This is a genomic window from Streptomyces sp. NPDC091271, assembly GCF_044757505.1.
GTDB lineage: Bacteria > Actinomycetota > Actinomycetes > Streptomycetales > Streptomycetaceae > Streptomyces.
The window spans coordinates 110,280-133,782 of the sequence record NZ_JBIVVD010000001.1 but is presented as its reverse complement, the minus strand read 5'-3'; the positions used below and the strand labels follow the sequence as shown (position 1 = coordinate 133,782).

Sequence of the window (23,503 nt, the reverse complement as noted above, 5' to 3'; positions counted from 1 at the left end):
GTGGCTACGCCTCCACCCGCACCCCGATCTGCGCCGCGAACGCCGGAGCCAGCTCCATCAGCTGGGACGGGCTGATCACCGCCCCCGCCAGCCGCTCCACACCCCGCGCGATGTCGAGCTCCGCGACCGTCCGCAGATCGACGGACTCCATCCGCACCGAACTGAAGTCGGCACGCTTCAGCACACAGTCCCGGAACTCCACCCGGACCAGCTGCGCCTCCCCGAAATCCGGCTCCGAGAGCACACACCCCTCGAACACGACGTCCTTCAGCCGCGCCTTGCGGAGATTCAGGTAATCGATCTTCCCGCCCCGCACCAGCACCCTCTCCAGCACCGCACCGTGCAGCTGCACCCCGCCCAGCCGCGCGTCCAGGACCTCCACGTCCCGCAGCGACGCCCCCGCGAGATCGGTGCCCACACCCCGCACCCCCGTCAGCACCGAGTCGATGAACCTGGCCCGCACCAGCTCCGTACGGTCCAGGGCGCAGCCGCGCAGCTCGCAGTCCATGAAGCGCGCCCCCGGACCCGACGCGTCGGCCAGGTCCGTCTCCCCGAACCGCACCCCGTCGTAGTCCCCGTCGGGCTCCAGGCCCTCCCCGCCGTACTCCACGAGGGGCGGCAGCCGGACCTCCGGCCGCCGCGCCTCGGCCACCCCGTCCCTCGCGCCCGCGCTCCTGCTGCTCCTGTTGCCTGTACGTGCCATGCCCCCCATCGTGACGCACACCACTGACATCGCCCCGGCCCGGTGTCACAGAACGAGAAGGCCGAACCGTCCTCCATGCAGAAGCGCCCCACAGCAAGGAGACCCAGCCATGCAGCGCATCCACATCGTCGGCGGTGGCCTCGCCGGACTGACCGCCGCCATCACCGCCGCCGAGTCCCGGGCCCAGGTCACCCTCCACGAGGCCCACCACACCCTCGGCGGACGGGCCAGGACCTCCGACGGCCCCTACCTCACCAACGAGGGCCCGCACGCCCTGTACCGCCGTGGACCGCATTGGACCTGGCTCGCACAGCGGAAGCTCCTCGGCCCGATGGCCTCGGTACCGCCCCTCGAAGGGACCCGCTTCCTCTTCCGCCGCGACGGCGCCCTGCGCAGGACCCCGCCCCTCGCCATGCTGCGCCTCGCCCGCCGCAGCGCCCGCACGGCGCCCGTCGACACCGACTTCCTCAGCTGGGCCACCGGCCAGGTGGGCGAGGACGGCGCCCGCGCGGCAGCGCACTACATGGGCGTCGCCCTCTTCCACCACGACCCCGGTTCGCTCTCCGCCGCCTTCGTCCAGCCACGCCTGCGCCGCGCGACCGCTCTGCCGCCCGAGGCCCACTACCCCGTCGGCGGCTGGGCGCAGCTCGTCGACCGGATGGCCTCCCTGGCCTGGGAGCTCGGCGTGCGCATCGAGACCGCCGAGCGCATCGGCCCCCGCGACCTGGCCGGCCTCCGCGACGGCGGACCGGTGATCGTCGCCACCCATCTGGACTCCGCCCGCACCCTGCTGGAAGACCCCTCCCTGACCTGGGACAGCGGCCGCACCACCCTGCTCGACCTGGCCCTGCGGACCCGGCGCGGCGACCCGTTCATCGTCTCCGACCTCGACGCCCCCGGCTGGATCGAACGGTTCACCGCCCAGGACCCGACCCTCGCCCCCGCCGGCGAACAGCTCATCCAGGCACAGATCCCCCTCGCACCGGGCACCCCGCGCGCCGACGCCGTCCGCCGCGCCGAGGACCTGCTCGACCTCGGCTTCCCCGGATGGCGCGACCGCACCACCTGGCGCCGCGAAGCACTCGCGGCCGGCCGCACCGGCGCCGTCGACAAACCCGGCACCACCTGGCGCGACCGGCCCGCCGTCGACCGCGGCGACGGGATCCTGCTCGCGGGCGACCAGGTGGCCGCCCCGGGACTCCTCAGCGAAGTCGCCTTCAACAGCGGCATCGAAGCGGCGGTCCTGGCACTGAAACTCCTCGGCAGGACGGCACAGGGGACCCCCCGCACGGCAGAAGCTCCTTGACCTCAAGCGCACCTGAGGTCGGAGGGTGGAGAGCACCAGTCACCACCACTACGCCGCCACCCGGGGAGCCCACCATGTACGCCATCCGCCTCCACGCCTTCGGCCCCGCGGAGAACCTCGTCCACGAACGGACCGAGGACCCCGTCCCCGCCCCCGGCCAGGTCCGCGTCGCCGTGGCCGCGGCCGGCGTGCACCTCGTGGACACCCACCTGCGCGAAGGCAGACCCGGCCCCTACCCGATCAGCGCCGCCGACCTGCCGACCATCCCCGGCCGCGAGATCGCGGGCACCGTCGAATCCCTCGGAGAGGGCACCGACCCCGCCTGGCTCGGCCGCGACGTCGTCGCCCACATCGGCGCGGCCCCCGGCGGCTACGCCGAACTGACCGTCGTCGACGCGGAGAAGCTCCACCCGCTCCCCGCCGGTCTCGACGCGGCCGAGGCCGTCGCCATGATCGGCACCGGCCGCACCACCCTGGGCATCGTGCGGTTCACCGACCTCGGCCCCGGCTCCGTCGTCCTCGTCACCGCCGCGGCCGGCGGCATCGGCACGCTCCTCGTCCAGTACGCCAAGAACGCCGGAGCCACCGTCGTCGGACTGGCGGGCGGACCCGCCAAGACCGCCCGCGTCACGGAGAACGGGGCCGACCTCGCCGTCGACTACACCCTCCCCGACTGGCCGCGCCGCGTCCGCTCCCACCTCGAAACCCTCGGCCGCCCCGCCACCGTCCTCTTCGACTCGGTCGGCGGGATCACCGCCCGCGCCGCCGTCGGCCTGCTCGGCCCCGGCGGCGAGCACCTCGTCTACGGCGCCTCCGGCGGGCAGACGCCGGCCCTCGGCGAGAAGGAACTCGCCGAGCGCGGCATCACGTCCCGAAGCGTCCTCGGCCCCGCCATGATCGAGAAGGGCGGCGGCATGAGGGCCCTGGAGACCCGTTCCCTCGCCGAAGCCGCCGCGGGCCGCCTCCGCCCCGCAGTCCAGCGCTTCCCGCTCGCCGAAGCGGCCGAGGCCCACCGCGCACTCGAAACCCGCGGCACGGTGGGCAAAGTCGTCCTCGTACCGTAAAAGGCCCTCAGGCCGCTCCTAGCTCCGCCAGCGCCCCGCCGTGAAGCCGGTACACCGTCCACTCGTCCTGGGGACGCGCACCCAGCGACTCGTAGAACGCGATGGACGGGGTGTTCCAGTTCAGCACCGACCACTCCAGGCGCCCGTAACCGCGCTCCACACAGATCCGCGCCAGCTCCGTCAGCAGCGCCTTCCCGTAACCGCCGCCACGCCGCTCGGGGCGCACGTACAGATCCTCCAGATACACCCCGTGCACCCCTCGCCACGTCGAGAAGTTGAGGAACCACAGCGCGAACCCGACCACCGCGCCATCGTCGTCCGCCACCGCGACATGCGCGTACGCGGCGGGCCGCTCTCCGAACAGCGCCTCGCGCAGCTGCTCCTCGGTGGCGTTCGCCTCGTCGAGCGCCTTCTCGTACTCGGCGAGCTCACGGACCATGGCGTGGATGGCGGGAACGTCTTCAGGAGTGGCTACGCGAATCATGGGGGCAGCCTAGACAGCCGGGACCTCGCGCCTCAGTCCCGCCCCAGCAACTGCCGGGCGATCTCCGCATGGTCCGCGTAGAGCCGCGGCCTTCCCCGCCGGATCCCCCACAGCGCGTTCTGCAGCACCCGCCCCAGCGTCCACGCCGTCGCCCGCTCCCGGTCCAGCTCCAGCACCCCGCACAGCAGATCGAACCGCCAGAGCACCTCCGACGCGTCCCACCTCTGGTCCAGCGCCGGAAAGAGGTCGAACGCCGGATCCCCGGCCAGCGGCTTCGGGTCCAGGGCCACCCACTCCCCCGCCCGGCCCTCCTCCGCGCGCCCGGCCAGGATGTTGGCGTAATGCAGGTCCCAGTGCAGCAGGCGGTCCCCCGGCTCCCCCGCCACCTCCCCCACCGCGGCCGCGCAGTCCAGCAACAGCCGCCGCTCGCCCGCGTCGTCCAGCACCCCGACCGCCCCGGGCGTCTCCGCCAGCATCAGCGCCGCCAGGTCCCCCAGCCGCCGCATCCCCGGCGGAGCCGGCACACGCGCCAGCCGGGCCAACGACTCCGCGAGGACCCGCACCGCCACCCGCGCATCCGGCACGTCGGTCAACGGGCGCCGCTCGTCCAGCCGTTCCAGCAGCATCGTCCCCGTCGCCGCGTCGTACTCCAGCAGGCCCACCGCCCCCGCGCCCGCCGCACCCCACACCCGTAGCGCGACCGGCTCCCCCACCGTCTCCGCGTCCACCATCTGAAGCTTCAGCGCCGCCCCGCGGCCGTCCGCCTCCCGCACCACCGGAAGCACCAGCGCGCACATCCCGCACATCGAGGCCCCGTCGAGCCGCAGCCCCCACCCGTCCAGGAACCTCCCGGCCAGCGCGGGCAACGCGGCGGCGAACTCCCGCCCCTCCGCCCCGTGGTGCTCACCCAGTTTCACGGCCAGGTCATCCGGAACGTCGATCACACCACGAGCCTAGAGGTACCCTCCAGCGACCGGTCTGCACACGGACAAGCAGGGGACACATGAGCACCGTCAGTACGGTCAACGGCGGCATTTCGTTCTGGTACGCGGACGAGGGCACCCCCGCCCCCCGCGAACCCCTGCCCGGCGACACCAGCGCCGACGTCTGCATCGTCGGCGGCGGCTACACCGGTCTCTGGACGGCGTACTACCTCAAGAAGGCCGTCCCCTTCCTCAACATCACCGTCCTGGAAGCCAAGTTCTGCGGATACGGCGCCTCCGGCCGCAACGGCGGCTGGCTCTACAACGGCATCGCCGGCCGCGACCGCTACGCCGGACTGCACGGCCACGACGCCGCTGTCCGCCTCCAGCAGGCCATGAACGACACCGTCGGCGAGGTCATCCGGATCGCCGGCGAGGAGAACATCGACGCCGACATCCACCACGGCGGCGTCCTCGAAGTCGCCCACACCCCCTCCCAGCTCGCCCGCCTCAAGGACTTCCACTCCGTCGAGATCGCCTTCGGCGAGACCTACCGCGTCCTGCGCGGAGCCCGCGAGACCGCCGAACGCATCCGCGTATCCGGAGCCGTCGGCTCCAGCTGGACCCCGCACGGCGCACGCCTGCACCCCGCCAAACTGGTCAAGGGCCTCGCCGACACCGTCGAAGCCCTCGGCGTCACCATCCACGAGTCGACACACGTCACCGAGATCAAGCCCAAGCACGCCGTCACCCCCTACGGCACGGTCCGCGCCCCCTACGTGCTGCGCTGCACCGAAGGCTTCACCTCAGCCCTCAAGGGCCAGAAGCGCACCTGGCTCCCCATGAACTCCTCCATGATCGTCACCGAGCCCCTGCCCGCGGCCCTCTGGGACACCATCGGCTGGGACGGCCGCGAGACCCTCGGCGACATGGCCCACGCCTACATGTACGCCCAGCGCACCGCCGACGACCGCATCGCCCTCGGCGGCCGGGGCGTCCCCTACCGCTACGGCTCGGCCACCGACCACGACGGACGCACCCAGCCCGCCACCATCGAGGCCCTCCGCGACCTGCTCGTCCGCTTCTTCCCCACCACCGCGGGCACCCGCATCGACCACGCCTGGTCCGGCGTGCTCGGCGTCCCCCGCGACTGGTGCGCCACCGTCACCCTCGACCGCTCCACCGGCCTCGGCTGGGCCGGCGGCTACGTCGGCTCCGGCGTCGCCACCGCCAACCTCGCGGCCCGCACCCTGCGCGACCTGATCCAGCAGGACTCCGGCCAGGCCGGCCCCACCGACCTCACGGCCCTGCCCTGGGTCAACCACAAGGTCCGCCGCTGGGAACCCGAACCCTTCCGCTGGCTCGGCGTCCACAGCCTCTACGCCGCCTACCGCGCCGCCGACCGCCGCGAAGCCGCCTCACCGCACCTCGGCACCGACCGCCTCGCCAAGGCGGCGGACCGCATCGCGGGCCGGCACTGACCGACCCGCGACACGGTCCGCTCCCGGCCCTCAGGCGGCGTCCGCCCGGGCCGGCCGCCTCCCGTCGTGGTGGATCGGCGTCGCCGAACCCGTGAGAGGAACACCCGTCCCGCCCCGCCGCGCCGCGACGATCTCCGCCGCGATGGACAGAGCCGTCTCCTCCGGCGTACGGGCCCCGAGGTCGAGGCCGATCGGCGACCTGAGCCGCCCCAGCTCGCTCTCCTCCAGACCGGCCTCCCGCAGCTTCCGGTCACGGTCCGCATGGGTCCGGCGCGACCCCATCGCCCCGACGAACGCGACCGGCAGCCGCAAGGCCTGCTCCAGCAGAGGCACGTCGAACTTGGCATCGTGCGTGAGCACGCACAGAACCGTCCGCCGGTCGGTCGCGGTGCGCCGCAGATACCGGTGCGGCCAGTCCACGACCAGATCGTCCGCCTCGGGGAAGCGGGCCCGGGTGGCGAAGACAGGACGGGCATCGCACACCGTGACGTGATACCCGAGGAACTTGCCCGCGCGCACGAGCGCCGAGGCGAAATCGATCGCACCGAACACGATCATCCGAGGCGGCGGCACATTCGACTCCACGAGGAGCGTGAGACCACCCGGGCACCGCGTCCCGTCCTCCGCCAGGTCACGGGTGCCGGTGCGCCCCGCGTCCAGCATCGCCCGCGCCTCGGCCGCCGCCGTCCGGTCCAGCTCCGAGAAGCCACTCCCGTACGACCCCTCGTACGACCCGTCCGAGCGCACCGACAGCGCCATGCCCAGGAGTTCGGCCGGACCACGGACGACCCGGACCAAAGCCGTCGGCTCACCCGAGGCTGCGGCCGACAGCGCCGACCGGACCACCTCCCGGGCAGGCGACCCCGCGCCGAACGGGGTGACCATGACATCGATGACCCCGCCACAGGTCAGCCCGACCGCGAAGGCGTCCTCATCGCTGTAGCCGAACCGTTCGACAACGGTCCCGCCGTCCTCCAACGCCTGGACACACAGGTCGTACACCGCCCCCTCCACACACCCGCCGGAGACCGAACCGACAGCCGTACCCTCACTGTCGACGGCGAGGGCAGCACCCGGACCACGCGGCGCGCTGCCACCGACGGCCACGACGGTCGCGACGGCGAACTCCCTACCCTCCTCGGCCCAACGCGCCAGCTCACCGGCGATGTCAAGCATGCGGGCCTGCCGTGAGAACACGGTCGGGCCTGATCGGCAGGGAACGATGGCGCACACCCGTCGCGTGCCAGACGGCGTTGGCGATCGCCGCCGCCGCCCCCACGATCCCGATCTCACCGATGCCCTTGATCCCCACCGGGTCATCCGGGTCGAAGTCGTCCACCCAGTCCGCCTCGATCACCGGCACATCAGCGTTCGTGGAGACGTGATAGCCCGCGAGATCGGCACCGTAGAGGGCACCGGTGTTCCCGTCCCTCAGCGCCTCCTCGTGCAGAGCCATGGAGATGCCCCAGGTCATCCCGCCGACGAACTGACCACGAGCCGTCAGCGGGTTGACGATCCGCCCCGCGGCGAAGATGCCGAGCATGCGGCGTACGCGCACCTCCCCCGTCGTCACGTCCACGGCCACCTCGGCGAACTGCGCCCCGAACGAGTGCCGCTCCTTCTGCGCGAGAGCCCCGATCGCCTCGGTCGTGTCCGACCGCACCGTGATGCCCTCCGGCGGAACGACACCGCTCAGCGCGAGCCGCTCCCGCAGTTCCTCGGCCGCGGCAGTGACCGCCCACGCCCACGACCGGGTGCCCATCGAGCCGCCGGCGATCATCGCAGGGCCGAAATCACTGTCGCCGATCCGCACCCGCACCTGGCCGGTCGGCACCTCCAGGGCATCGGCCGCGACCAGAGTGAGCGCCGTCCGCGCCCCCGTGCCGATGTCCGCCGCATTGATCCGCACGGTGAAGGTGCCGTCGGCCTCCGCGGTCACAGCCGCCGTGGACGGCATCGCCCCCGCACCGAAGGACGCCGCCGCCGTCCCCGTACCGAGCAGCCAGCGCCCGTCCCGGCGCAGACCCGGACGCGGGTCCCGGTCGGCCCAGCCGAACCTGCGGGCACCTTCCCGGAAACAGGCGGGCAGGTTGCGCGTCGCGAACGGCAGTCCGGAGACCGGACCCACCTCGGGCTCGTTGCGCAGACGCAGCTCGACCGGGTCGATCCCGCACTTCTCGGCGAGCTCGTCGAACGCCGACTCCAGCGCGAACGACCCAGGCGCCTCACCAGGAGCGCGCATGAACGTCGGACTCGGCACATCGAGCCGCACGACCCGGTTGGCGGTGTGGTGGGCGCGGGCGTCGTACATCACCCGGGCCGGCCCGCCCCCCGACTCGACGAACTCGTACACCGTCGAGGTGAGACTCACACAGCGGTGCTCCAGCGCGCGCAGCCGCCCCTCGGCATCGGCACCGAGCCGCACCCGCTGCGCCGTGGGGCTCCGGTAGCCCGCGAGCGAGAACATCTGACGCCGCGTCATGACCACCCGGACCGGGCGAGACAGGGCGGTGGCCGCCATCACCGCGGCCACCTGATGCGCACGGACACCCTTGCTCCCGAAGCCGCCACCGACGTGCTCGGACCGCACACGCACCGAGGCCGGATCGAGCGAGAAGAGATTCGCGAGCTCACCCGCCACCCACACGGTGCCCTGGTTGGAGTCCACGACCTCCAGCCGGCCACCGTCCCACAGGGCGGTCGCCGCATGCGGCTCCATCGAGTTGTGGTGCTCCTCCGGCGTGGAGTACTCGGCGTCCAGGACGACGGCGGACGCAGCCAGCTCGGCCTCCAAGTCCCCCTTCTCCTCCACCCCGGCGCCGCTGGGGCCGGCCACCGCGTACGCGTCCGGGTGCTCGCCGGCGAAGGAGACGTCGTGCGGCTCCTCCTCGTACCGCACCACCAGCGCCTCGGCGGCTTCCCGGGCCTGCTCGGAGGTCTCGGCCACGACGAGCGCGACCGGCCAGCCCGCGTGCGGCACCCGGTCGTGCTGGAAGACGGCGACGGTCGGGTCCGGCGGCATACCGAGCATGCCGGTGTAGTCCGTGTCGACCCGCGGGGCGTTTCCGTGGTGCAGGACCATGAGGACGCCCGGCATCCCCAGCACCGCGTCCGTCTCCACCGAGCGGATGCGGCCACGGGTGATCGTCGACAGCACCAGCCATCCGTGCGCGAGCCCCGCGAAGGGGATCTCGCCCGCGTAGCGGGCCGCTCCGGTGACCTTGTCGCGGCCCTCCACGCGGGTGTGCGCGGTGCCGACGGCCTTGGCCGCCCTGGTCCCGGTCGTGGTGGTGGTCATCGGGCGGCCTCCTCGGTGAGTTCGCTGAGCACGGCGACGACGAGGTTGCGCATCAGTGTCACCTTGTACGCGTTGTCCGGCAGCGGCCGGGCGGCCGCCAGTTCGGCATCGGCCGCGGCGGCGAAGGCCGCGGCGGAGGCCGGCCCGCCGGTCAGGGCCTGTTCGGCCGTGCTCGCCCGCCACGGGCGGGAGGCGACCGCCCCGAAGGCCAGCCGCACCTCCTGCACGACACCGTCACGTACGTCGAGCGCGGCGGCGATCGAGCCGATCGCGAAGGCGTACGAAGCCCGCTCGCGCACCTTGCGGTAACGGGAGTGGACAGCCACCGGGGCCGGCGGCAGGGTCACGCCGGTGATCAGCGCTCCCGCCGGAAGGGCGGTCTCCCGGTGCGGGGTGTCCCCCACCGGCAGGTAGAACTCGGCGAGCGGCAGCCGGCCCGGCCCGTCGGCCGTCTCGTACTCGACGACGGCGTCGAAGGCCGTCAGCGCCACACCCAGATCGGAGGGGCTGGTGGCCACACAGTGGCCGGAGGCGCCCAGGATCGCGTGGTTGTGGTGCTCACCCCCGATCGCGGGACAGCCACTGCCGGGGACGCGCTTGTTGCACGGCTTGGTCACGTCGGCGAAGTAGCCGCAGCGGGTCCGCTGCAGCAGGTTGCCGCCGACGGTGGCCATGTTGCGCAGCTGCCCGGAGGCACCGGCCAGCACCGCCTGCGTCAGCGCCGGGTAGCTCCGGCGCACGTCGGGGTGGGCCGCGAGGTCGCTGTTGGTGACGGTCGCACCGATGCGCAGCCCGCCGCCCTCGGTCACCTCGATCCGGTCCAGCGGGAGTTCGCGTACGTCGACGAGCCTGCCGGGCCGCTCGACACCGGTCTTCATCAGGTCGACCAGATTGGTGCCACCGCCGAGGAACCGGGCGTCCGGGTCGGCGTCGAGCAGCGCCAGGGCGCCGGAGACGTCGACCGCGCGTTCATATCCGAACTCCTTCATGCCGCAGCCCCCTCGCGCTTCCCGTCCTGCGTACTCTCATCGGCCCGGACGGCCTCCGCGTGGATCCCGGCCGCGCGTTCGACCGCCTGCACGATCGACACGTACGCACCGCAGCGGCACAGGTTGCCGCTCATCCGCTCCCGTACCTCATCGGCGGTCAGCGGCGGCGGCCCCGCGTCGGGACTCAGGTCACCGGTGACGGCGCTCGGCCAGCCGGCGGCGTGTTCCTCGATCACCGCGACGGCCGAACAGATCTGGCCAGGCGTGCAGTAACCGCACTGGAAGCCGTCCAGGTCGAGGAACGCCTGCTGCACGGGGTGCAGTTCCTCGCCCTCGGCGATGCCCTCGATCGTGGTGATCTCCCGGCCCTCGGCCGCCACCGCCAGCTGCAGACAGGCGACGGCCCGGCGTTTGTCGAGCAGGACGGTGCACGCACCGCACTGCCCCTGGTCGCAGCCCTTCTTCGTACCGGTCAGATCGAGACGCTCACGCAGGGCGTCGAGCAGGGTGGTGCGGTGGTCGACGGTCAGCGTGTGCTTCTCGCCGTTGATGTTCAGAGTGACGGCGCTGTACGTCGACGAGGGTGCTGGGGCCATGATCAGCCTTCTTTCGCGTTCCCGGACCACATCGCGAGGGCGGTCCGGCAGGCAGGGGGAGACGGAAGACGTAAAGACGTACGGGAAGGGGAGGCCGGTGCCGACCATCGGCTGTCGCTCAAGGCCACCCACCGCTAAGGTGTACCTAAGTGGACAACTGTCCGTTCACTGGAAAACGTAGTGGACAGTTGTCCACTTAGCAAGGGTGGGATTCGGCCACGAACCCGCGAGGAGGACGAGTGCAGCAGAAGAAGGACGCACCTCTGCGCTCGGATGCGCAGCGGAATCGCGAGCGCATCCTGGAAGTGGCCCTGACGGAACTGACGCGCTGCGCGGACGTCCCGCTCAGCGTGATCGCCAGGAAGGCGGGCGTCGGACAGGGCACCTTCTACCGCAACTTCCCCAAGCGCGAGTCCCTCGTCCTCGAGATCTACCGCCACGAGATGCAGCAGGTCGCCGACGCCGCGACCGAACTGATCAGGACCCACGAGCCCGACCGGGCCCTGCGCGAGTGGATGGACCACCTCGCCCGCTTCGCCATGACCAAGGCAGGCCTGGCGGACGCGATCCGCCAGGCCACCAGCACCCCGGACGGCCCGGCGAAGCCGGGCCACACCCCACTGACGACAGCGACCGAGACGCTCCTCCGCGCCAACGAGGAGGCCGGGACCATTCGCCCCGGAGTGACGGCGGACGACTTCATCCTCGCCATCGCCGGCCTCTGGCAGCTCGACCCCCACGACGACTGGCAGCCCCGCGCCGCCCGCCTCCTGGACCTGGTCATGGACGGGCTGAGGGCGGGGGCGCCGGGCGGGGCGGGGCCGGGGAGCGGGGGGACAACCGAAAAGCCCAGGTCAGAGGATGCCTGACCTGGGCTTTCGCTGAGCCCCCTGTCGGATTCGAACCGACGACCTACGCATTACAAGTGCGTTGCTCTGGCCGGACTGAGCTAAGGAGGCGTGCGGGAGCAGTGTAACCAACGCCGGCACCGGAACCTGCTCGATATTCGAGACCTCGGACTACTGACAGATTCGAAAACGCCAGGTAGCGTCACCTCAGGTTCACTCCAGTGGACCACACCACTCCCTACTCGGATCGTCCGGCACGTTCCTGCCGGTTGAGGAGAAGCATCGTCATGGCCAGTGTCACGTTCGACAAGGCGTCCCGCGTCTACCCCGGCTCCACGAAGCCGGCCGTGGACCAGCTCGAGATCGACATCGAGGACGGCGAGTTCCTCGTCCTCGTCGGTCCTTCCGGTTGTGGCAAGTCGACCTCCCTGCGCATGCTCGCGGGTCTCGAGGACGTCAACGGCGGTGCGATCCGCATCGGTGACCGCGACGTCACGCACCTGCCCCCGAAGGACCGGGACATCGCCATGGTGTTCCAGAACTACGCGCTCTACCCGCACATGTCCGTCGCGGACAACATGGGCTTCGCGCTGAAGATCGCCGGGATCAACAAGACGGAGATCCGGGCGAAGGTCGAAGAGGCCGCCAAGATGCTGGACCTCGTCGACTACCTGGACCGCAAGCCGAAGGCGCTCTCCGGTGGTCAGCGTCAGCGTGTGGCGATGGGCCGTGCCATCGTGCGTGAGCCGCAGGTCTTCCTCATGGACGAGCCGCTGTCGAACCTCGACGCCAAGCTCCGTGTCTCGACGCGTACGCAGATCGCGTCGCTGCAGCGCCGCCTCGGCATCACCACCGTGTACGTCACCCACGACCAGGTCGAGGCCCTCACCATGGGCGACCGCGTCGCGGTCCTCAAGGACGGTCTGCTCCAGCAGGTCGACTCGCCGCGCAACATGTACGACCGCCCGGCGAACCTCTTCGTGGCCGGCTTCATCGGCTCCCCGGCGATGAACCTCGTCGAGGTCCCGATCACCGACGGCGGCGTGAAGTTCGGCAACAGCGTCGTCCCGGTCTCGCGTGAGGCGCTCACCGCCGCCGCGAACCGCGGTGACACCACCGTCACGGTCGGCATCCGCCCCGAGCACTTCGACATCGTCGAGCACGGCGGCGCCGCCGCGACCGGCCTCTCCAAGGCCTCCTCCGACGCCCCGGCCGGTCTGGCCGTCTCCGTCAACGTCGTCGAGGAGCTCGGCGCCGACGGTTTCGTCTACGGTGCCGCGCAGGTCGGTGGCGAGCACAAGGACCTGGTCGTCCGCGTCGGCGGCCGTGCCGTTCCGGAGAAGGGCACCGAGCTGCACGTCGTGCCGCGCCCGGAGGAGCTGCACGTCTTCGCCACCTCGACCGGTGAGCGTCTGACCGACTGATCCTCACGATCCAGCCGCTACGGCCCCGCTCCCTCCGAGGACGCGGGGCCGTTCGCGTGTCGCGGGCGGGATCGGGTTTCGGGCCGGGCGAGCCCCAAATACCCTGGCACACCGGTCAATTCACCCCAGGGCGTCAACACGTGATTCGAAAAGACCTCTCGAACCATCCCTCGCAAGGGTGACGAAATGTCGCCAAGTCATCACTGCCCGCTACGCTCGCCTGCGTGACCCACACCGCGCGCCGTATCGGCCGAACCCTAGCTCTCGTACTGCCCGTCGTCATGGTTCTGTCCGGGACCCTCGCGGTCACCCGTGTGCAGTGGTCGGGGCAGGACACCGAGACCCAGCTGCTGACCGCCGCCTCGGAGACCGTGTCCAAGCGGGCGAAGGCCCGGGCTCCTCAGGACGTCCTGCGGGACAAGCTCCTGCTGGAGCTCCGTGAGAAGGACCCGGGTGTCGCGTTGACGAGCCTCCAGCGCACCGTCGAGGGGCGGCCCTCCCTGGCCAAGCACTGCATGTCGATCGCCAGGGCGCTGGGCAAGGCCGCTGTGGACCAGTACGGTCCGACCCGCGCCCACCGCTTCTCGCGTCCGGTCTGCGACACCTCGTTCGCCTCGGGGGTCGCGCAGTTCAGCTGAGCCGGGTGCGTCCGGGCACGGCATATCGTGCCTGGCATGCATACGTATCCGACGCAGGCCGTGATCCTGGCGGGTGGTCAGGGCTCGCGGCTGCGCCCGTACACCGATGACCGCCCCAAGCCGATGGTCGAGATCCCGGGGACCGGGACCCCGATCATCGGCCATCAGCTTTCCTGGCTGGCCGCCGAGGGTGTCACGGACGCCGTGATCTCGTGCGGCCATCTTGCCGATGTGCTGCGGGAGTGGCTGGACTCGGCCGATCTTCCGTTGCGTGTCACGACCGTCGTCGAGACCGAGCCCTTGGGCCGGGGCGGCGGTCTCAAGCATGCCGCGGCGCGGCTGCCCGATCCGTCGGAGCCCTGGTACGCGACGAACGGCGACATCTGGACCCGCTTCTCGCTGCGGGAGATGGCCGCGTTCCACGCCGAGCGGGACGCCACCGCGACGCTCGCGCTCGCCCGTCCCCGGATCCCGTGGGGGGCCGTGGAGACCGACGCGTTCGGGCACATCACCGACTTCATCGAGTCGCCGCCGTCGCCGTATCTGATCAACGCGGGGGTGTACGTCTTCGCGCCGGCGTTCACCGCGATGCTGCCGGACCGCGGCGACCACGAGCGGACGACCTTCCCCCGGCTGGCCCGTGAGCGCCGGCTGGCCGGGTTCCCGCTGCCGCACGGGGCGTACTGGCGGGCGATCGACACCGCGAAGGACCTCACGGAGGCGGCGAAGGAGCTGGGCGCCCACGCGGGCGGCTGACCCGCCGCCCCCGTACGTGGGCGAGGACGGTCACCGGGCTCCGGTGACCGTCCTCGTGGTGTGTGGTGCCTGTGTCAGCCGAGCAGTCCGCCGATGGGGTTCTGTCCGGCGCCGCCGGACGAGCCGCCGTCGGATCCACCGGTGGAGCCGCCGTCGTCCGAACCGCCGGTGGCGCCGCCCGAGCCGTCGGAACCCGAGGAGCTGGGGCCCGCGTCGCCGGAGGGGGGCTCCTGCGGGGCCGGCTCCTGCGGGGGCGCCTGGCCGGTGCCCTGGGTCTGGCTGGGACGGCCGGTGCTCGCACCGGCCGTCGGGCCGGAGTCACGCCCGGAGCCGGAGCCCGGGGTGGACTCCTCGGCCGACGGGGTGCCGGGGGCGCTGGAGGGGGAGGTCTCGGGGGTGCGGTTGTCCGGGGTCCTGGAAGGCTTGCCCTTCCTGTCCTTGGACTTCTCGGGGAGCGGGGAGCCGGGCAGCTGGTTGGTCGGGTAGCTGTCGGGGCCCGGCACGGTGACGACCTCGGTGGAGCGGACGGCGCCGCCGAGCATGGAGCCGACCAGCAGGGTCAGGCCGACGACGACGGTGGCGACCGCGCTGCCGCGGCGCAGTACGCGGCGGCGGAGGTCCCAGATGCCGGAGCGCGGGCCGAGGGTGCGCCAGGCCTCCCCGGCGAGGCGTCCGTCGAGGGAGTAGACGGGGGCGCCGGCGATGACGAGCGGGCTCCAGGCGGCCAGCAGGATGATGTCGGGGGTGTCGTAGGCGGCGGCGGTGCGCCAGCTGACCGTCACCAGGATGGCGGCGGAGAGCAGGGCTCCGAAGGCCGCTGCGACGCGCTGCCAGAGCCCGAGGACGGTGAGGACTCCGACGACCACCTGGAGGAAGGCGACGGAGAGGCCGGCGGCGACGGGGTGGCCGAGCGCGAAGTCGCGCAGGGGTTCGGCGGCGGTCCAGGGGTGCAGCGAGGTCAGCCACTTGACCATGGAGCCGCGGTCGCCGCCGTCGAAGTAGGCGGGGTCGCAGAGCTTGCCCATGCCGGCGTAGATGGCGAGGAAGCCGAGGATGACGCGCAGCGGGAGGAGCACGACGCCGAGGTTCATCCGGCGGCCTGGGTAGTAGGCGTGCCGGACGGTGTCGTTGGCGTGGCGTCGTTCCCCGGCTGAGGTGCTGCCCTGGCCGTCGGTGTCGGGGTCGTCGTCGTAGGTGAGGTCGTGCGCGTCGCGGGCCGGGGTGGCGACGGCGTCGTACGCGCCGACGGCCTGCCGCATGGGAGGCAGCAGCGGGCCGGTGCGGCCCCCGGGCTGGTGGGGGGGCCGGAGCACGGGGTTGGGCTGGGTCTCGTCGAGGCGCGGGATGACCTGCGTGCCGCCGCCCGCGTCGTCGTGTCCCGCGCCGTAGTCGCCGCCGGTGCGGGTGTCGAGGTGGCCGGCGGTGGAGTTCCGTACGGCCTGCAGGAGTCCGGTCGCTCCGGGGTCGCCCGGTTCGGACCTGCCGCTCCAGACGACGGGGGCCCGCCTGCGGCCGCCCGCGCCGCTCATGGCGGGGATCCTGGCCGGTCCGGCGGAGCCCACGGGGCGCAGACGGGTGCGCTGGCCCGGGGCGAGCTGCACCCGGAAGCTGGCGTGGCTGACGATGACCTGCGCGGGGTCGCTGTCCACCTTCGTCATGCTCAGGGCGGGTTGGTCGTCGAACCGAGGCGTTCTGGTGTCCACACTCATCTAACCGAGTGATGTGTGATTAGGACACTGCCTTGACGCGTCCGAAGTGTCCGAGACCCGTCAACAGTCCTCCGCGGAACGCGGGGCAGCGTACGCGCGCACGGCCCGGGGGCGGGGACGTGCGTCATTCAGCGGGCGTACACCGCCCGGCCGGCGGGGCCCCGCGTGCCGCGTCGGCCGCGGGGCCAGGTCCGTGCGGCGGGGGTCACGCCCGGCGGCGTGCGACCTCGTACATCACGATGCCGGCGGCGACACCGGCGTTGAGGGATTCGGCGCCGCCCGGCATGGAGATGCGGACGCGGTAGTCGCAGGTCTCGCCGACGAGGCGGCCGAGGCCCTTGCCCTCGCTGCCGATGACGATGACGACGGGGCCACCGAGGGCTTCGAGGTCCTCGACGGTGTGCTCGCCGTCGGCGGCGAGGCCGACGATAGCGATGCCTTCCTTCTTGTACGCCTCGAGGGCGCGGGTCAGGTTGGTGACCCGGGAGACGGGCGTGCGGGCGGCGGTGCCGGCGGAGGACTTCCAGGCTCCGGCTGTCATGCCGGCGGCGCGGCGTTCGGGCACGACGACGCCGTGGCCGCCGAAGGCGGAGACGGAGCGGACGATGGCGCCGAGGTTGCGGGGGTCGGTGACACCGTCGAGGGCGACGATGAGGGGGTCCTCGCCGTTGTCGTAGGCGGCGGCGGTGAGGTCCTGCGGGTCCGCGTACTCGTAGGGCGGGACCTGGAGGACGAGGCCCTGGTGGTTCAGGCCGTTCGTCATCCGGTCGAGCTCGGGGCGCGGGGCCTCCATGAGGTGGATGTTGCCGCGCTCACCGGCGAGCTGGAGTGCCTCGCGGACCCGCTCGTCGTTGTCGATGTACTGCTGGACGTAGAGGGTGGTGGCGGGCACGCCGTCGCGGAGGGCCTCGAAGACGGGGTTGCGGCCGACGACCATCTCCGAGGTGCCCTTGACGCCGCCGCGCCGGGGGGCGGGGCGGCGGTTGGCGGCCTGCTTGGCCTTGGCGGTGGCCATGCGGTTCTTCTTGTGCTTCTTACGTTCCTCGGCGGGCGGCGTCGGTCCCCGGCCTTCGAGGCCACGGCGACGCTGCCCACCGCTGCCGACCTGCATGCCCTTCTTGTTGGACGTGCGGCGGTTCCTGCGCTGGCTGTTCCCGGCCATGACCTACCTGTTTCGTTGCTTCAGAAAGACGTCGTCAAGTGAAAGTGTGCCGCCCGGACGGCCGGGCGGCACATTTGCGCTGCTCACGCATGGTGCGAAGGTCCGCTCAGCGCGGTCCGAGTGTCCACCGGGGTCCGCTGGGGCTGTCCTCGATGACGAGGCCGGACTGGTTGAGCTGGTCGCGGATGGCGTCGGCGGCGGGCCAGTCCTTGCGGTCCCGCGCGGACTGGCGCTGGTCGAGGACGAGGCGTACGAGCGTGTCGACGACGCCGTGGAGGTCCTCGCCGCGGTCGCTCTCGCCGGCCCAGTGGGGGTCGAGGGGGTCGAGTCCGAGGACGCCGAGCATCGCGCGGACCTCGGCGAGGCGGGCGACGGCGGCTTCCTTGTCGTCGGCGGCGAGGGCGGAATTGCCCTGCCGGACGGTGGTGTGGACGATCGCGAGTGCCTGCGGCACACCGAGGTCGTCGTCCATGGCCTCGGCGAACGCGGGCGGCACCTCGGCTGCGGCCTCGACGGGGCCGGCCTTCTCGACCACGCGCTGGACGAAGCCCTCGATCCGCGCGAACGCGGACTCGGCGTCGCGCAGCGACTCCTCGCTGTACTCGATCATGGAGCGGTAGTGCGGGGTTCCGAGGTAGTAGCGCAGGACGATGGGACGCCACTGCTTGACCATCTCGCTGACCAGCACCGAGTTGCCGAGGGACTTCGACATCTTCTCGCCGGACAGGGTGACCCAGCCGTTGTGCACCCAGTACTTCGCGAACTCGTCGCCGAAGGCCTTGGCCTGGGCGATCTCGTTCTCGTGGTGCGGGAAGATCAGGTCGATGCCGCCGCCGTGGATGTCGAAGGCGGTGCCGAGGTACTTGTGCGCCATGGCGGAGCACTCCAGGTGCCACCCGGGCCGGCCGCGGCCCCAGGGCGTCTCCCAGCTGGGCTCGCCGGGCTTGGCGGCCTTCCACATGGCGAAGTCGCGCTTGTCGCGCTTGCCGGTCTCGTTGTCGCCGGAGGGCTGCCGCAGGTCGTCGAGGTCCTGGTTGGAGAGCTCGAGATATCCCTCGTACGAGCGGACGTCGAAGTAGACGTTGCCGTCGGCCTCGTAGGCGTGGCCGCGCTCGATGAGGCCGCGCATCATCTCGACCATCTCGGTGATGTGGCCGGTGGCCCGCGGCTCGTACGTGGGCGGGAGGCAGCCCAGGGCGTCGTAACCGGCGTTGAACGCGCGCTCGTTCTCGTAGCCGATGGCCCACCAGGGGCGGCCCTGCTCGGCGGACTTCTTGATGATCTTGTCGTCGATGTCGGTGACATTCCGGATGAACGTCACGTCGTACCCGCGGTATTCGAACCAGCGGCGCATGATGTCGAAGTTCAGCCCGGACCTGATGTGCCCGATGTGCGGGGCGGCCTGGACAGTCGCGCCACAGAGGTAGATCGAGACACAGCCCGCTGTGAGCGGGACGAAGTCACGAATCTGCCGGGCGTTGGTGTCATGCAGGCGAATAGTCACCCCTCAAGGGTAGTGGGCCCGCACCCGTGCCCAGCGCCCCCTGTGGAAAACGTGTCACAACTAATCGGTGACGGTGGTGACGGGCTCCGGCGTGCGCCGCCCGGTGGGCAGCGTCAGGGAGAGCGCGGCGCCGGCGAGGGGGACGGCGGCGAGCGCTGTCCAGAGGACGGGTCCGGGGCCGTCGAGGAGCGTTCCGGTGGCGGCGCTGCCCACGAGGACGGCGAGGCCCGATACGGAGGACAGGGCCCCGGTGGCGAGTCCGAGCCGACGGTCGTCGACCAGGTCGGGTACGAGGCCCCGGGCGGCGGGGACCAGCAGCATCTGGCCGAGTGTGAGCAGGACGACGAGGACGGCCCCGGGGAGCAGTCCGGCGGGCCCGTCCGGCGCGAGGGGCACCGCGGCGAATCCGGCGGCGACGACGGCGAGCCCCGCGACGAGGGCGGTCCGGGGCGCGACACGACGGGCGGACCAGCGGGTCAGGGGCAGCTGGGCGGCGACGACGAGCAGGGAGGAGAGCGCGAAGAGTCCGCCGAGCGCGCTCTGGGAGCCGGTGGCCCGCTCCACCTCGGCAGGCAGGGCGAGGTAGAGCTGGTTGTAGGAGACGAGGTAGGTGCTGTAGGCGAGGCAGAGCACGAGGAAGGGGCGGTTGGCGAAGACCTGGCTGAGGGGGACGGCGTTTGCCCGGTCGGTGCGGACGCGGCGGGGCCGGCGGGGCATGAGGCGGGCGTGTCCGGCGAGTACGCCGACGAAGACGACGGCCCCGGCCAGGCACGCCGTCCGGAAGTCTCCTCCCAGGAGCAGCAGCAGGCTGCCGAGCAGGGGTCCGAGGAATGCCCCGGCCTGGCCTGCGGCGGAGAAGACGGCCAGTACCTGGGCGCGCGGCGTCCCGGTCCCGGCCTCGTGCGCGACGGCGGCCCTGGCGGTCTCGGATTCGACGGCGGGTGAGAAGAGGGCGGCGGCGAAGCCGATGAGGAGGACGGCGCCGATGACGGTGACGGTGGTGCCGGCCTGGGCGAGCCAGCAGAATCCGGCGATGCGCAGGACGCAGCCGGTGAGGACGACGGGCCGGGGGCCGTAGCGGTCGGTGAGGGCGCCTCCGACGACGAAGAGGCCCTGCTGGCTGAAGGTGCGCAGGCCGAGCACGAGGCCGACGAGCCACCCGGCCATGCCGAGTCCGTCGCCGAGGTGTGCGGCGAGGTAGGGCAGGACCGCGTAGAAGCCGGTGTTGAAGGCGAACTGGGTGGCGGTCAGGAGCCGCAGGTAGGGCGTGAGCCCCCGGGCGGTACCGGACCGGCTGCGGGCCGTGGAGGTCGTCATCGGTGCCGCCTGCCGCGTACGGCACGGGTGTGCGTCGTGGAGGTCGTCATCGGTGCCGCCTGCCGCGTACGGCCGCCGAGGTCAGCACCGCGAGCGCGCCGAGGGCGGCGAGGGCGGCGGCGGGGGCGAGGACGGCCCAGGGGGCGCGTTCGGCGTAGGGCATGTTCTCGGAGAGCATGCGGCCCCACTCCGGCGCGGGGGCCGGGGTGCCGAGGCCCAGGAAGCCGAGGGAGGCGAGTGCCAGGGCGATGGCGGGGACGCGCAGGACGGCGTGGCGTACGACGGGTGGCAGGACGCCGGGCAGGATGTGGCGGCGCAGCCGGTGCCACGGCCCGGCGCCGAGGGCGCGGGCGACGGTGACGTGCGGTGCGGCGCGTTCCTGGGCGTACAACGCGGAGGTGTGGGCGGCGAGCGGGGCCCAGGCGACGGCGGCGACGGCGGCTGCCGCGCCCCAGGGGCCGGGGCCCGCGATTCCCGCGACGACGAGACCGGCCAGGACCGCGGGCAGGGCGTTGGCCGTCTCGGTGAGGGCTCCGGCGCGGGCCGCCCCCGCGAGCAGTCCCAGGAGGAGCGTGACGGCGCCGACGGCGATCGCGGTGAGCACGGTCCGGGCCGCCCCGTGGCCGAGGCGGGCGAGGACGTCGCGGCCCAGGGAGTCGGTGCCCAGCGGATGTGCGGCCGAGGGGGGTGCGAGGCGGGCGGCGGTGTCGGCGTACAGGGGGTCGCGCAGCAGGCCCGTGAGGACGACGGCGACGAGGAGGGCTCCCAGGACCGCCGCCCCGACGGCCACGGTGCGGCGGGCGGGGAGGGGTGGCGCGACGAGCGGGGGGAGGGCGCCGTCGGCCCGTGCGGGGCCGAGCAGGGCCCTGGAGCCGAGCCGGGCCGCGAGCCCGGCCGCGACGCCCAGGAGGAGCAGGAGCAGCACGCAGGCCTGGAGGACGGGCAGGTCCTGGGCCAGGGCGGCGGCCAGGGCCGTACCTCCGAGCCCGGGGATGGCGTAGAGCGTCTCGACGGCGACCGCCCCGCCGGTGAGCCCGACGACGACGAGGCCGAGCTGGGGCAGCAGTGCGGGCAGGGTGCGGCGCAGGGCGTGCGCGGCGATCCTTCGGGCGGGCATCCCGTGGGCGGTGGCGGCGCGCGCCCAGGGTTCGGCGAACGCGGCGGGCAGCGCGTCGTCGAGCAGCCGGCCGAGGAGCGCGCCGGCGGGGACGCCCATGGCGAGGGCGGGCAGGACGAGCTGTTCGGGCCCGCCCCAGCCGAGGGCGGGGAACCAGCCCAGCTGTACGGCGAGGACGGTGGCCAGGACCGCGGCGAGGAGGAACTCCGGCAGGGCGGCGAGCACGGCCGCGCCGACGCCCGCCCTGGTGGTGACGAGCCGTCGGCGGGCGCCCCGACGGAGCGTTCCGGCGACGAGGGCGAGCGCCAGGAGTACGGCGACGGCGAGCGAGACACCCATGAGGGTGAGGGAGACGCCGAGTGCGGAGGTCACGTCGGGGCCGACGGGCTGACCGGAGACCCAGGACTCTCCCAGGTCGCCGCGGAGCAGTCCGGAGGCCCAGCCGCCGAGTACGTGCAGCGGGCCGCCGTCGAGGCCGGTCTCGGCGCGGATGGCGTCGAGCACGGCGGGTGTGGGCGGGCGGTCCGCGTAGCGGGCGTGCAGAATGGTCAGCGCCGGATCGGTGCGGGTCAGCCTGGGCAGCAGACCGATGACGGCGAGGACGGCCAGGAGGGCGCCCAGTCGTCCGGCCAGGTACTTCACGGGGTCACCCGACGCGGGTGTCGGCGGTGATGAGGGTGCGTTCCATGGGGTCGAGGGCGACGCCTTCGACGCGGGCGTCGTCGTAGCCCTGGACGAAGCGCTCGTGGACGAGCGGTACGAGGGCGTCGGCACCCAGGACGGCGGCCTCGGCGGTCATCTCGGCGGTGTGCCGGGCGTCCGTACCGGTGAGCGAGGCGGCCTTGCCGACGGCGGCGTCGACCCGCTCGTCGCACAGCTGGGAGATGTTGAAGCTGCCGTCGCAGGTGAAGTCGGAGGCCAGGTAGGAGACGGGGTCCGCGGTGTCCAGCAGGGTGTTGCGGGCCTGGATGAAGGCGTCGTACTTCCCGGCGAGGGCGTCGGCCTCCATCTGCGCGTAATCGCGGACGACCTGCTTGACGGTGAACCCGCGCTTCTCCAGCTGCTGCTGGACGAGCGTCGCGACCTCGGGGAGCTCGGGCCGGTTGGTGTAGGTGGCGAGGACGATCTCTTTCGTCTTCGCCACCTCGGCGCGGCTCGCCGCCTGGGTCCGGCCGGTGGGCGTGGTGCGCTTTCCGGCGGCCCAGGGGATGCCGGGGCCGAGGAGCCCCTGTGCGGTGTCGGCGCGGCCCTCGTACACACCGTCGACCAGGGCCTGGGAGTCGATGGCTTCGCGGGCGGCGGCGCGCATGGCCGGGTCGGCGAAGACGCCGCGCTCGGTGTTGAGCGAGAGGCCGTTGGTCCGGGCGGACGGGAACTCGTGGACGTACGAGTCGCCGAGCAGGGAGGCCTGCGCGATCGGTACGTACTCGGCGACGTCGACGGTCTTCGTGCGCAGTGCGTTGGCGCGGGCGGTGCCGTCCGCGGCGAAGGTGACGTCGACGCCCGGGGCCTCGGCCTTGTCGCCCCAGTAGTCGGCGTTCCGTTCGAGAGTGGCGGCGACCGCGCCCTTGACGTCGGTCAGGGTGAACGGGCCGGTGGCGTGCCCGGCGGGGTTCACCTTGCCGTTCTTGTACGCGCCGGCGGACAGGATCGTGAGCGAGGGGTTGGCGAGCCGCTGAGGAAGCAGCGGGTCGGCCTCACCGGTGACGATCCGTACGGTGTCCTTGCTCGCGGCGGTGGCCTTCAGGGTGGTGTCGGAGAGGACCCGGGGCAGCGGGGAAGCCTTGCTCGCGGCGGTGAGGGACCGGGCGACCGCGGCGGCGTCGACCTTCCCGCCGTCCTGGAAGGCGGCGTCGCGGAGGGTGAACGTCCAGGTGGTGGGGTTGTCCTGCTTCCAGGACGTGGCGAGGGCGGGCTTCGCGGCGCCGTTCCTGTCCAGGGTCGTGAGGCCCTCGATGACGGCGAGCCGGCTGAGGGTGACCGCGTCGTCCCCGTACGGGGACATGGCCTGGGCGGGCGGGAAGGCCATGACGACCCGGAGCCGCTGTGCGTCGCCGGACGCTCCGGAGCCGCTCGACGAGGTACAGGCGGCGAGCGGGAGCAGCAGGGCGGTGGTGGCGACGATGACCGGCAGCGGGAAGCGGCGGCTTCGGGACGTAGGCATGACGGAGACCCTATGTGAAA

The 23,503-nt window shown here is 72.6% G+C and carries 20 protein-coding genes and 1 tRNA gene; 7 read left to right on the top strand and 14 right to left on the bottom strand.

The window, feature by feature from the left end:
- Positions 1-4 precede the first annotated feature (4 nt).
- Entirely contained in the window at positions 5-712 is a 708-nt protein-coding gene (locus ACIQM3_RS00715; RefSeq protein WP_401616944.1) for a pentapeptide repeat-containing protein, read from the bottom strand.
- A gap of 100 nt (positions 713-812) precedes the next feature.
- Here ACIQM3_RS00715 and ACIQM3_RS00710 point away from each other — a divergent pair, with 100 nt between their 5' ends.
- Positions 813-2,009 (top strand): NAD(P)-binding protein, encoded by a 1,197-nt coding sequence (locus ACIQM3_RS00710; protein ID WP_401616941.1) that lies wholly within the window; start codon positions 813-815, stop codon positions 2,007-2,009.
- Positions 2,010-2,083: 74 nt separating this feature from the next.
- Positions 2,084-3,073 carry a zinc-binding dehydrogenase gene (locus ACIQM3_RS00705; RefSeq protein WP_401616939.1) on the top strand — a complete coding sequence of 330 codons (990 nt, stop codon included), beginning with the start codon at positions 2,084-2,086 and terminating at the stop codon, positions 3,071-3,073.
- A 7-nt stretch (positions 3,074-3,080) separates the two neighbouring features.
- Here ACIQM3_RS00705 and ACIQM3_RS00700 read toward each other — a convergent pair whose 3' ends face one another.
- Both ACIQM3_RS00700 and ACIQM3_RS00695 read right to left on the bottom strand, forming a co-directional pair.
- Entirely contained in the window at positions 3,081-3,557 is a 477-nt protein-coding gene (locus ACIQM3_RS00700) for a GNAT family N-acetyltransferase (protein WP_401616936.1), read from the bottom strand.
- Positions 3,558-3,589: 32 nt separating this feature from the next.
- Complete coding sequence (locus tag ACIQM3_RS00695; protein ID WP_401616933.1) at positions 3,590-4,501, bottom strand: aminoglycoside phosphotransferase family protein; 912 nt, start codon at positions 4,499-4,501, stop codon at positions 3,590-3,592.
- A 59-nt stretch (positions 4,502-4,560) separates the two neighbouring features.
- Between ACIQM3_RS00695 and ACIQM3_RS00690 the strand changes: the two genes are divergently transcribed.
- Complete coding sequence (locus ACIQM3_RS00690) at positions 4,561-5,961, top strand: NAD(P)/FAD-dependent oxidoreductase (protein WP_401616931.1); 1,401 nt, start codon at positions 4,561-4,563, stop codon at positions 5,959-5,961.
- Positions 5,962-5,991: 30 nt separating this feature from the next.
- On the opposite strand, the gene ACIQM3_RS00685 is transcribed toward ACIQM3_RS00690, so the two are convergent.
- From ACIQM3_RS00685 to ACIQM3_RS00670, 4 genes are read right to left on the bottom strand one after another with little or no spacing between them, the layout of a single operon-like run.
- Entirely contained in the window at positions 5,992-7,137 is a 1,146-nt protein-coding gene (locus ACIQM3_RS00685; protein WP_401616928.1) for an XdhC family protein, read from the bottom strand.
- A complete protein-coding gene (locus tag ACIQM3_RS00680) occupies positions 7,130-9,259 on the bottom strand; it encodes a xanthine dehydrogenase family protein molybdopterin-binding subunit (protein WP_401616926.1) in 2,130 nt (709 codons plus the stop codon). Before ACIQM3_RS00680 ends, ACIQM3_RS00685 begins: the two co-directional genes overlap by 8 nt.
- The gene (locus tag ACIQM3_RS00675; protein ID WP_401616924.1) at positions 9,256-10,248 is read right to left on the bottom strand and encodes an FAD binding domain-containing protein; all 993 of its coding nucleotides are present in this window, start codon (positions 10,246-10,248) and stop codon (positions 9,256-9,258) included. Before ACIQM3_RS00675 ends, ACIQM3_RS00680 begins: the two co-directional genes overlap by 4 nt.
- Entirely contained in the window at positions 10,245-10,844 is a 600-nt protein-coding gene (locus tag ACIQM3_RS00670) for a (2Fe-2S)-binding protein (protein ID WP_401616921.1), read from the bottom strand. The genes ACIQM3_RS00675 and ACIQM3_RS00670 overlap by 4 nt, the downstream gene beginning before the upstream one ends.
- A 239-nt stretch (positions 10,845-11,083) precedes the next feature.
- On the opposite strand from ACIQM3_RS00670, the gene ACIQM3_RS00665 reads away from it, so the two are divergent.
- The gene (locus ACIQM3_RS00665; RefSeq protein ID WP_401616919.1) at positions 11,084-11,713 is read left to right on the top strand and encodes a TetR/AcrR family transcriptional regulator; all 630 of its coding nucleotides are present in this window, start codon (positions 11,084-11,086) and stop codon (positions 11,711-11,713) included.
- A gap of 15 nt (positions 11,714-11,728) precedes the next feature.
- On the opposite strand, the gene ACIQM3_RS00660 is transcribed toward ACIQM3_RS00665, so the two are convergent.
- Positions 11,729-11,803 (bottom strand) — tRNA-Thr (locus ACIQM3_RS00660).
- Positions 11,804-11,979: 176 nt separating this feature from the next.
- Here ACIQM3_RS00660 and ACIQM3_RS00655 point away from each other — a divergent pair.
- The 3 genes from ACIQM3_RS00655 to ACIQM3_RS00645 all read left to right on the top strand — a co-directional run bounded on the left by ACIQM3_RS00655 (position 11,980) and on the right by ACIQM3_RS00645 (position 14,510).
- The gene (locus tag ACIQM3_RS00655; protein ID WP_401616916.1) at positions 11,980-13,116 is read left to right on the top strand and encodes an ABC transporter ATP-binding protein; all 1,137 of its coding nucleotides are present in this window, start codon (positions 11,980-11,982) and stop codon (positions 13,114-13,116) included.
- Positions 13,117-13,340: 224 nt separating this feature from the next.
- Positions 13,341-13,754, top strand: coding sequence for a hypothetical protein (locus ACIQM3_RS00650; protein ID WP_401616914.1), 414 nt, complete (start codon positions 13,341-13,343; stop codon positions 13,752-13,754).
- 36 nt (positions 13,755-13,790) lie between these two features.
- Complete coding sequence (locus ACIQM3_RS00645; RefSeq protein WP_401616912.1) at positions 13,791-14,510, top strand: NDP-sugar synthase; 720 nt, start codon at positions 13,791-13,793, stop codon at positions 14,508-14,510.
- A gap of 74 nt (positions 14,511-14,584) precedes the next feature.
- Here the strand turns inward: ACIQM3_RS00645 and ACIQM3_RS00640 are convergent, their stop codons facing one another.
- From ACIQM3_RS00640 to ACIQM3_RS00615, 6 genes are all read right to left on the bottom strand, one after another.
- Positions 14,585-16,219, bottom strand: a complete 1,635-nt coding sequence (locus ACIQM3_RS00640) for a DoxX family membrane protein (protein ID WP_401616909.1) — start codon at positions 16,217-16,219, stop codon at positions 14,585-14,587.
- Between the two features lie 205 nt (positions 16,220-16,424).
- Entirely contained in the window at positions 16,425-17,381 is a 957-nt protein-coding gene (gene rlmB, locus ACIQM3_RS00635; protein ID WP_401616906.1) for a 23S rRNA (guanosine(2251)-2'-O)-methyltransferase RlmB, read from the bottom strand.
- Between the two features lie 106 nt (positions 17,382-17,487).
- Positions 17,488-18,885 (bottom strand): cysteine--tRNA ligase, encoded by a 1,398-nt coding sequence (cysS, locus tag ACIQM3_RS00630; protein ID WP_401616904.1) that lies wholly within the window; start codon positions 18,883-18,885, stop codon positions 17,488-17,490.
- Between the two features lie 60 nt (positions 18,886-18,945).
- A complete protein-coding gene (locus tag ACIQM3_RS00625; RefSeq protein ID WP_401616901.1) occupies positions 18,946-20,202 on the bottom strand; it encodes an MFS transporter in 1,257 nt (418 codons plus the stop codon).
- Positions 20,203-20,248: 46 nt separating this feature from the next.
- Complete coding sequence (locus ACIQM3_RS00620; protein WP_401616898.1) at positions 20,249-21,961, bottom strand: ABC transporter permease subunit; 1,713 nt, start codon at positions 21,959-21,961, stop codon at positions 20,249-20,251.
- A gap of 4 nt (positions 21,962-21,965) precedes the next feature.
- The gene (locus ACIQM3_RS00615; protein ID WP_401616896.1) at positions 21,966-23,483 is read right to left on the bottom strand and encodes an ABC transporter substrate-binding protein; all 1,518 of its coding nucleotides are present in this window, start codon (positions 23,481-23,483) and stop codon (positions 21,966-21,968) included.
- Between the last annotated feature and the right edge of the window lie 20 nt (positions 23,484-23,503).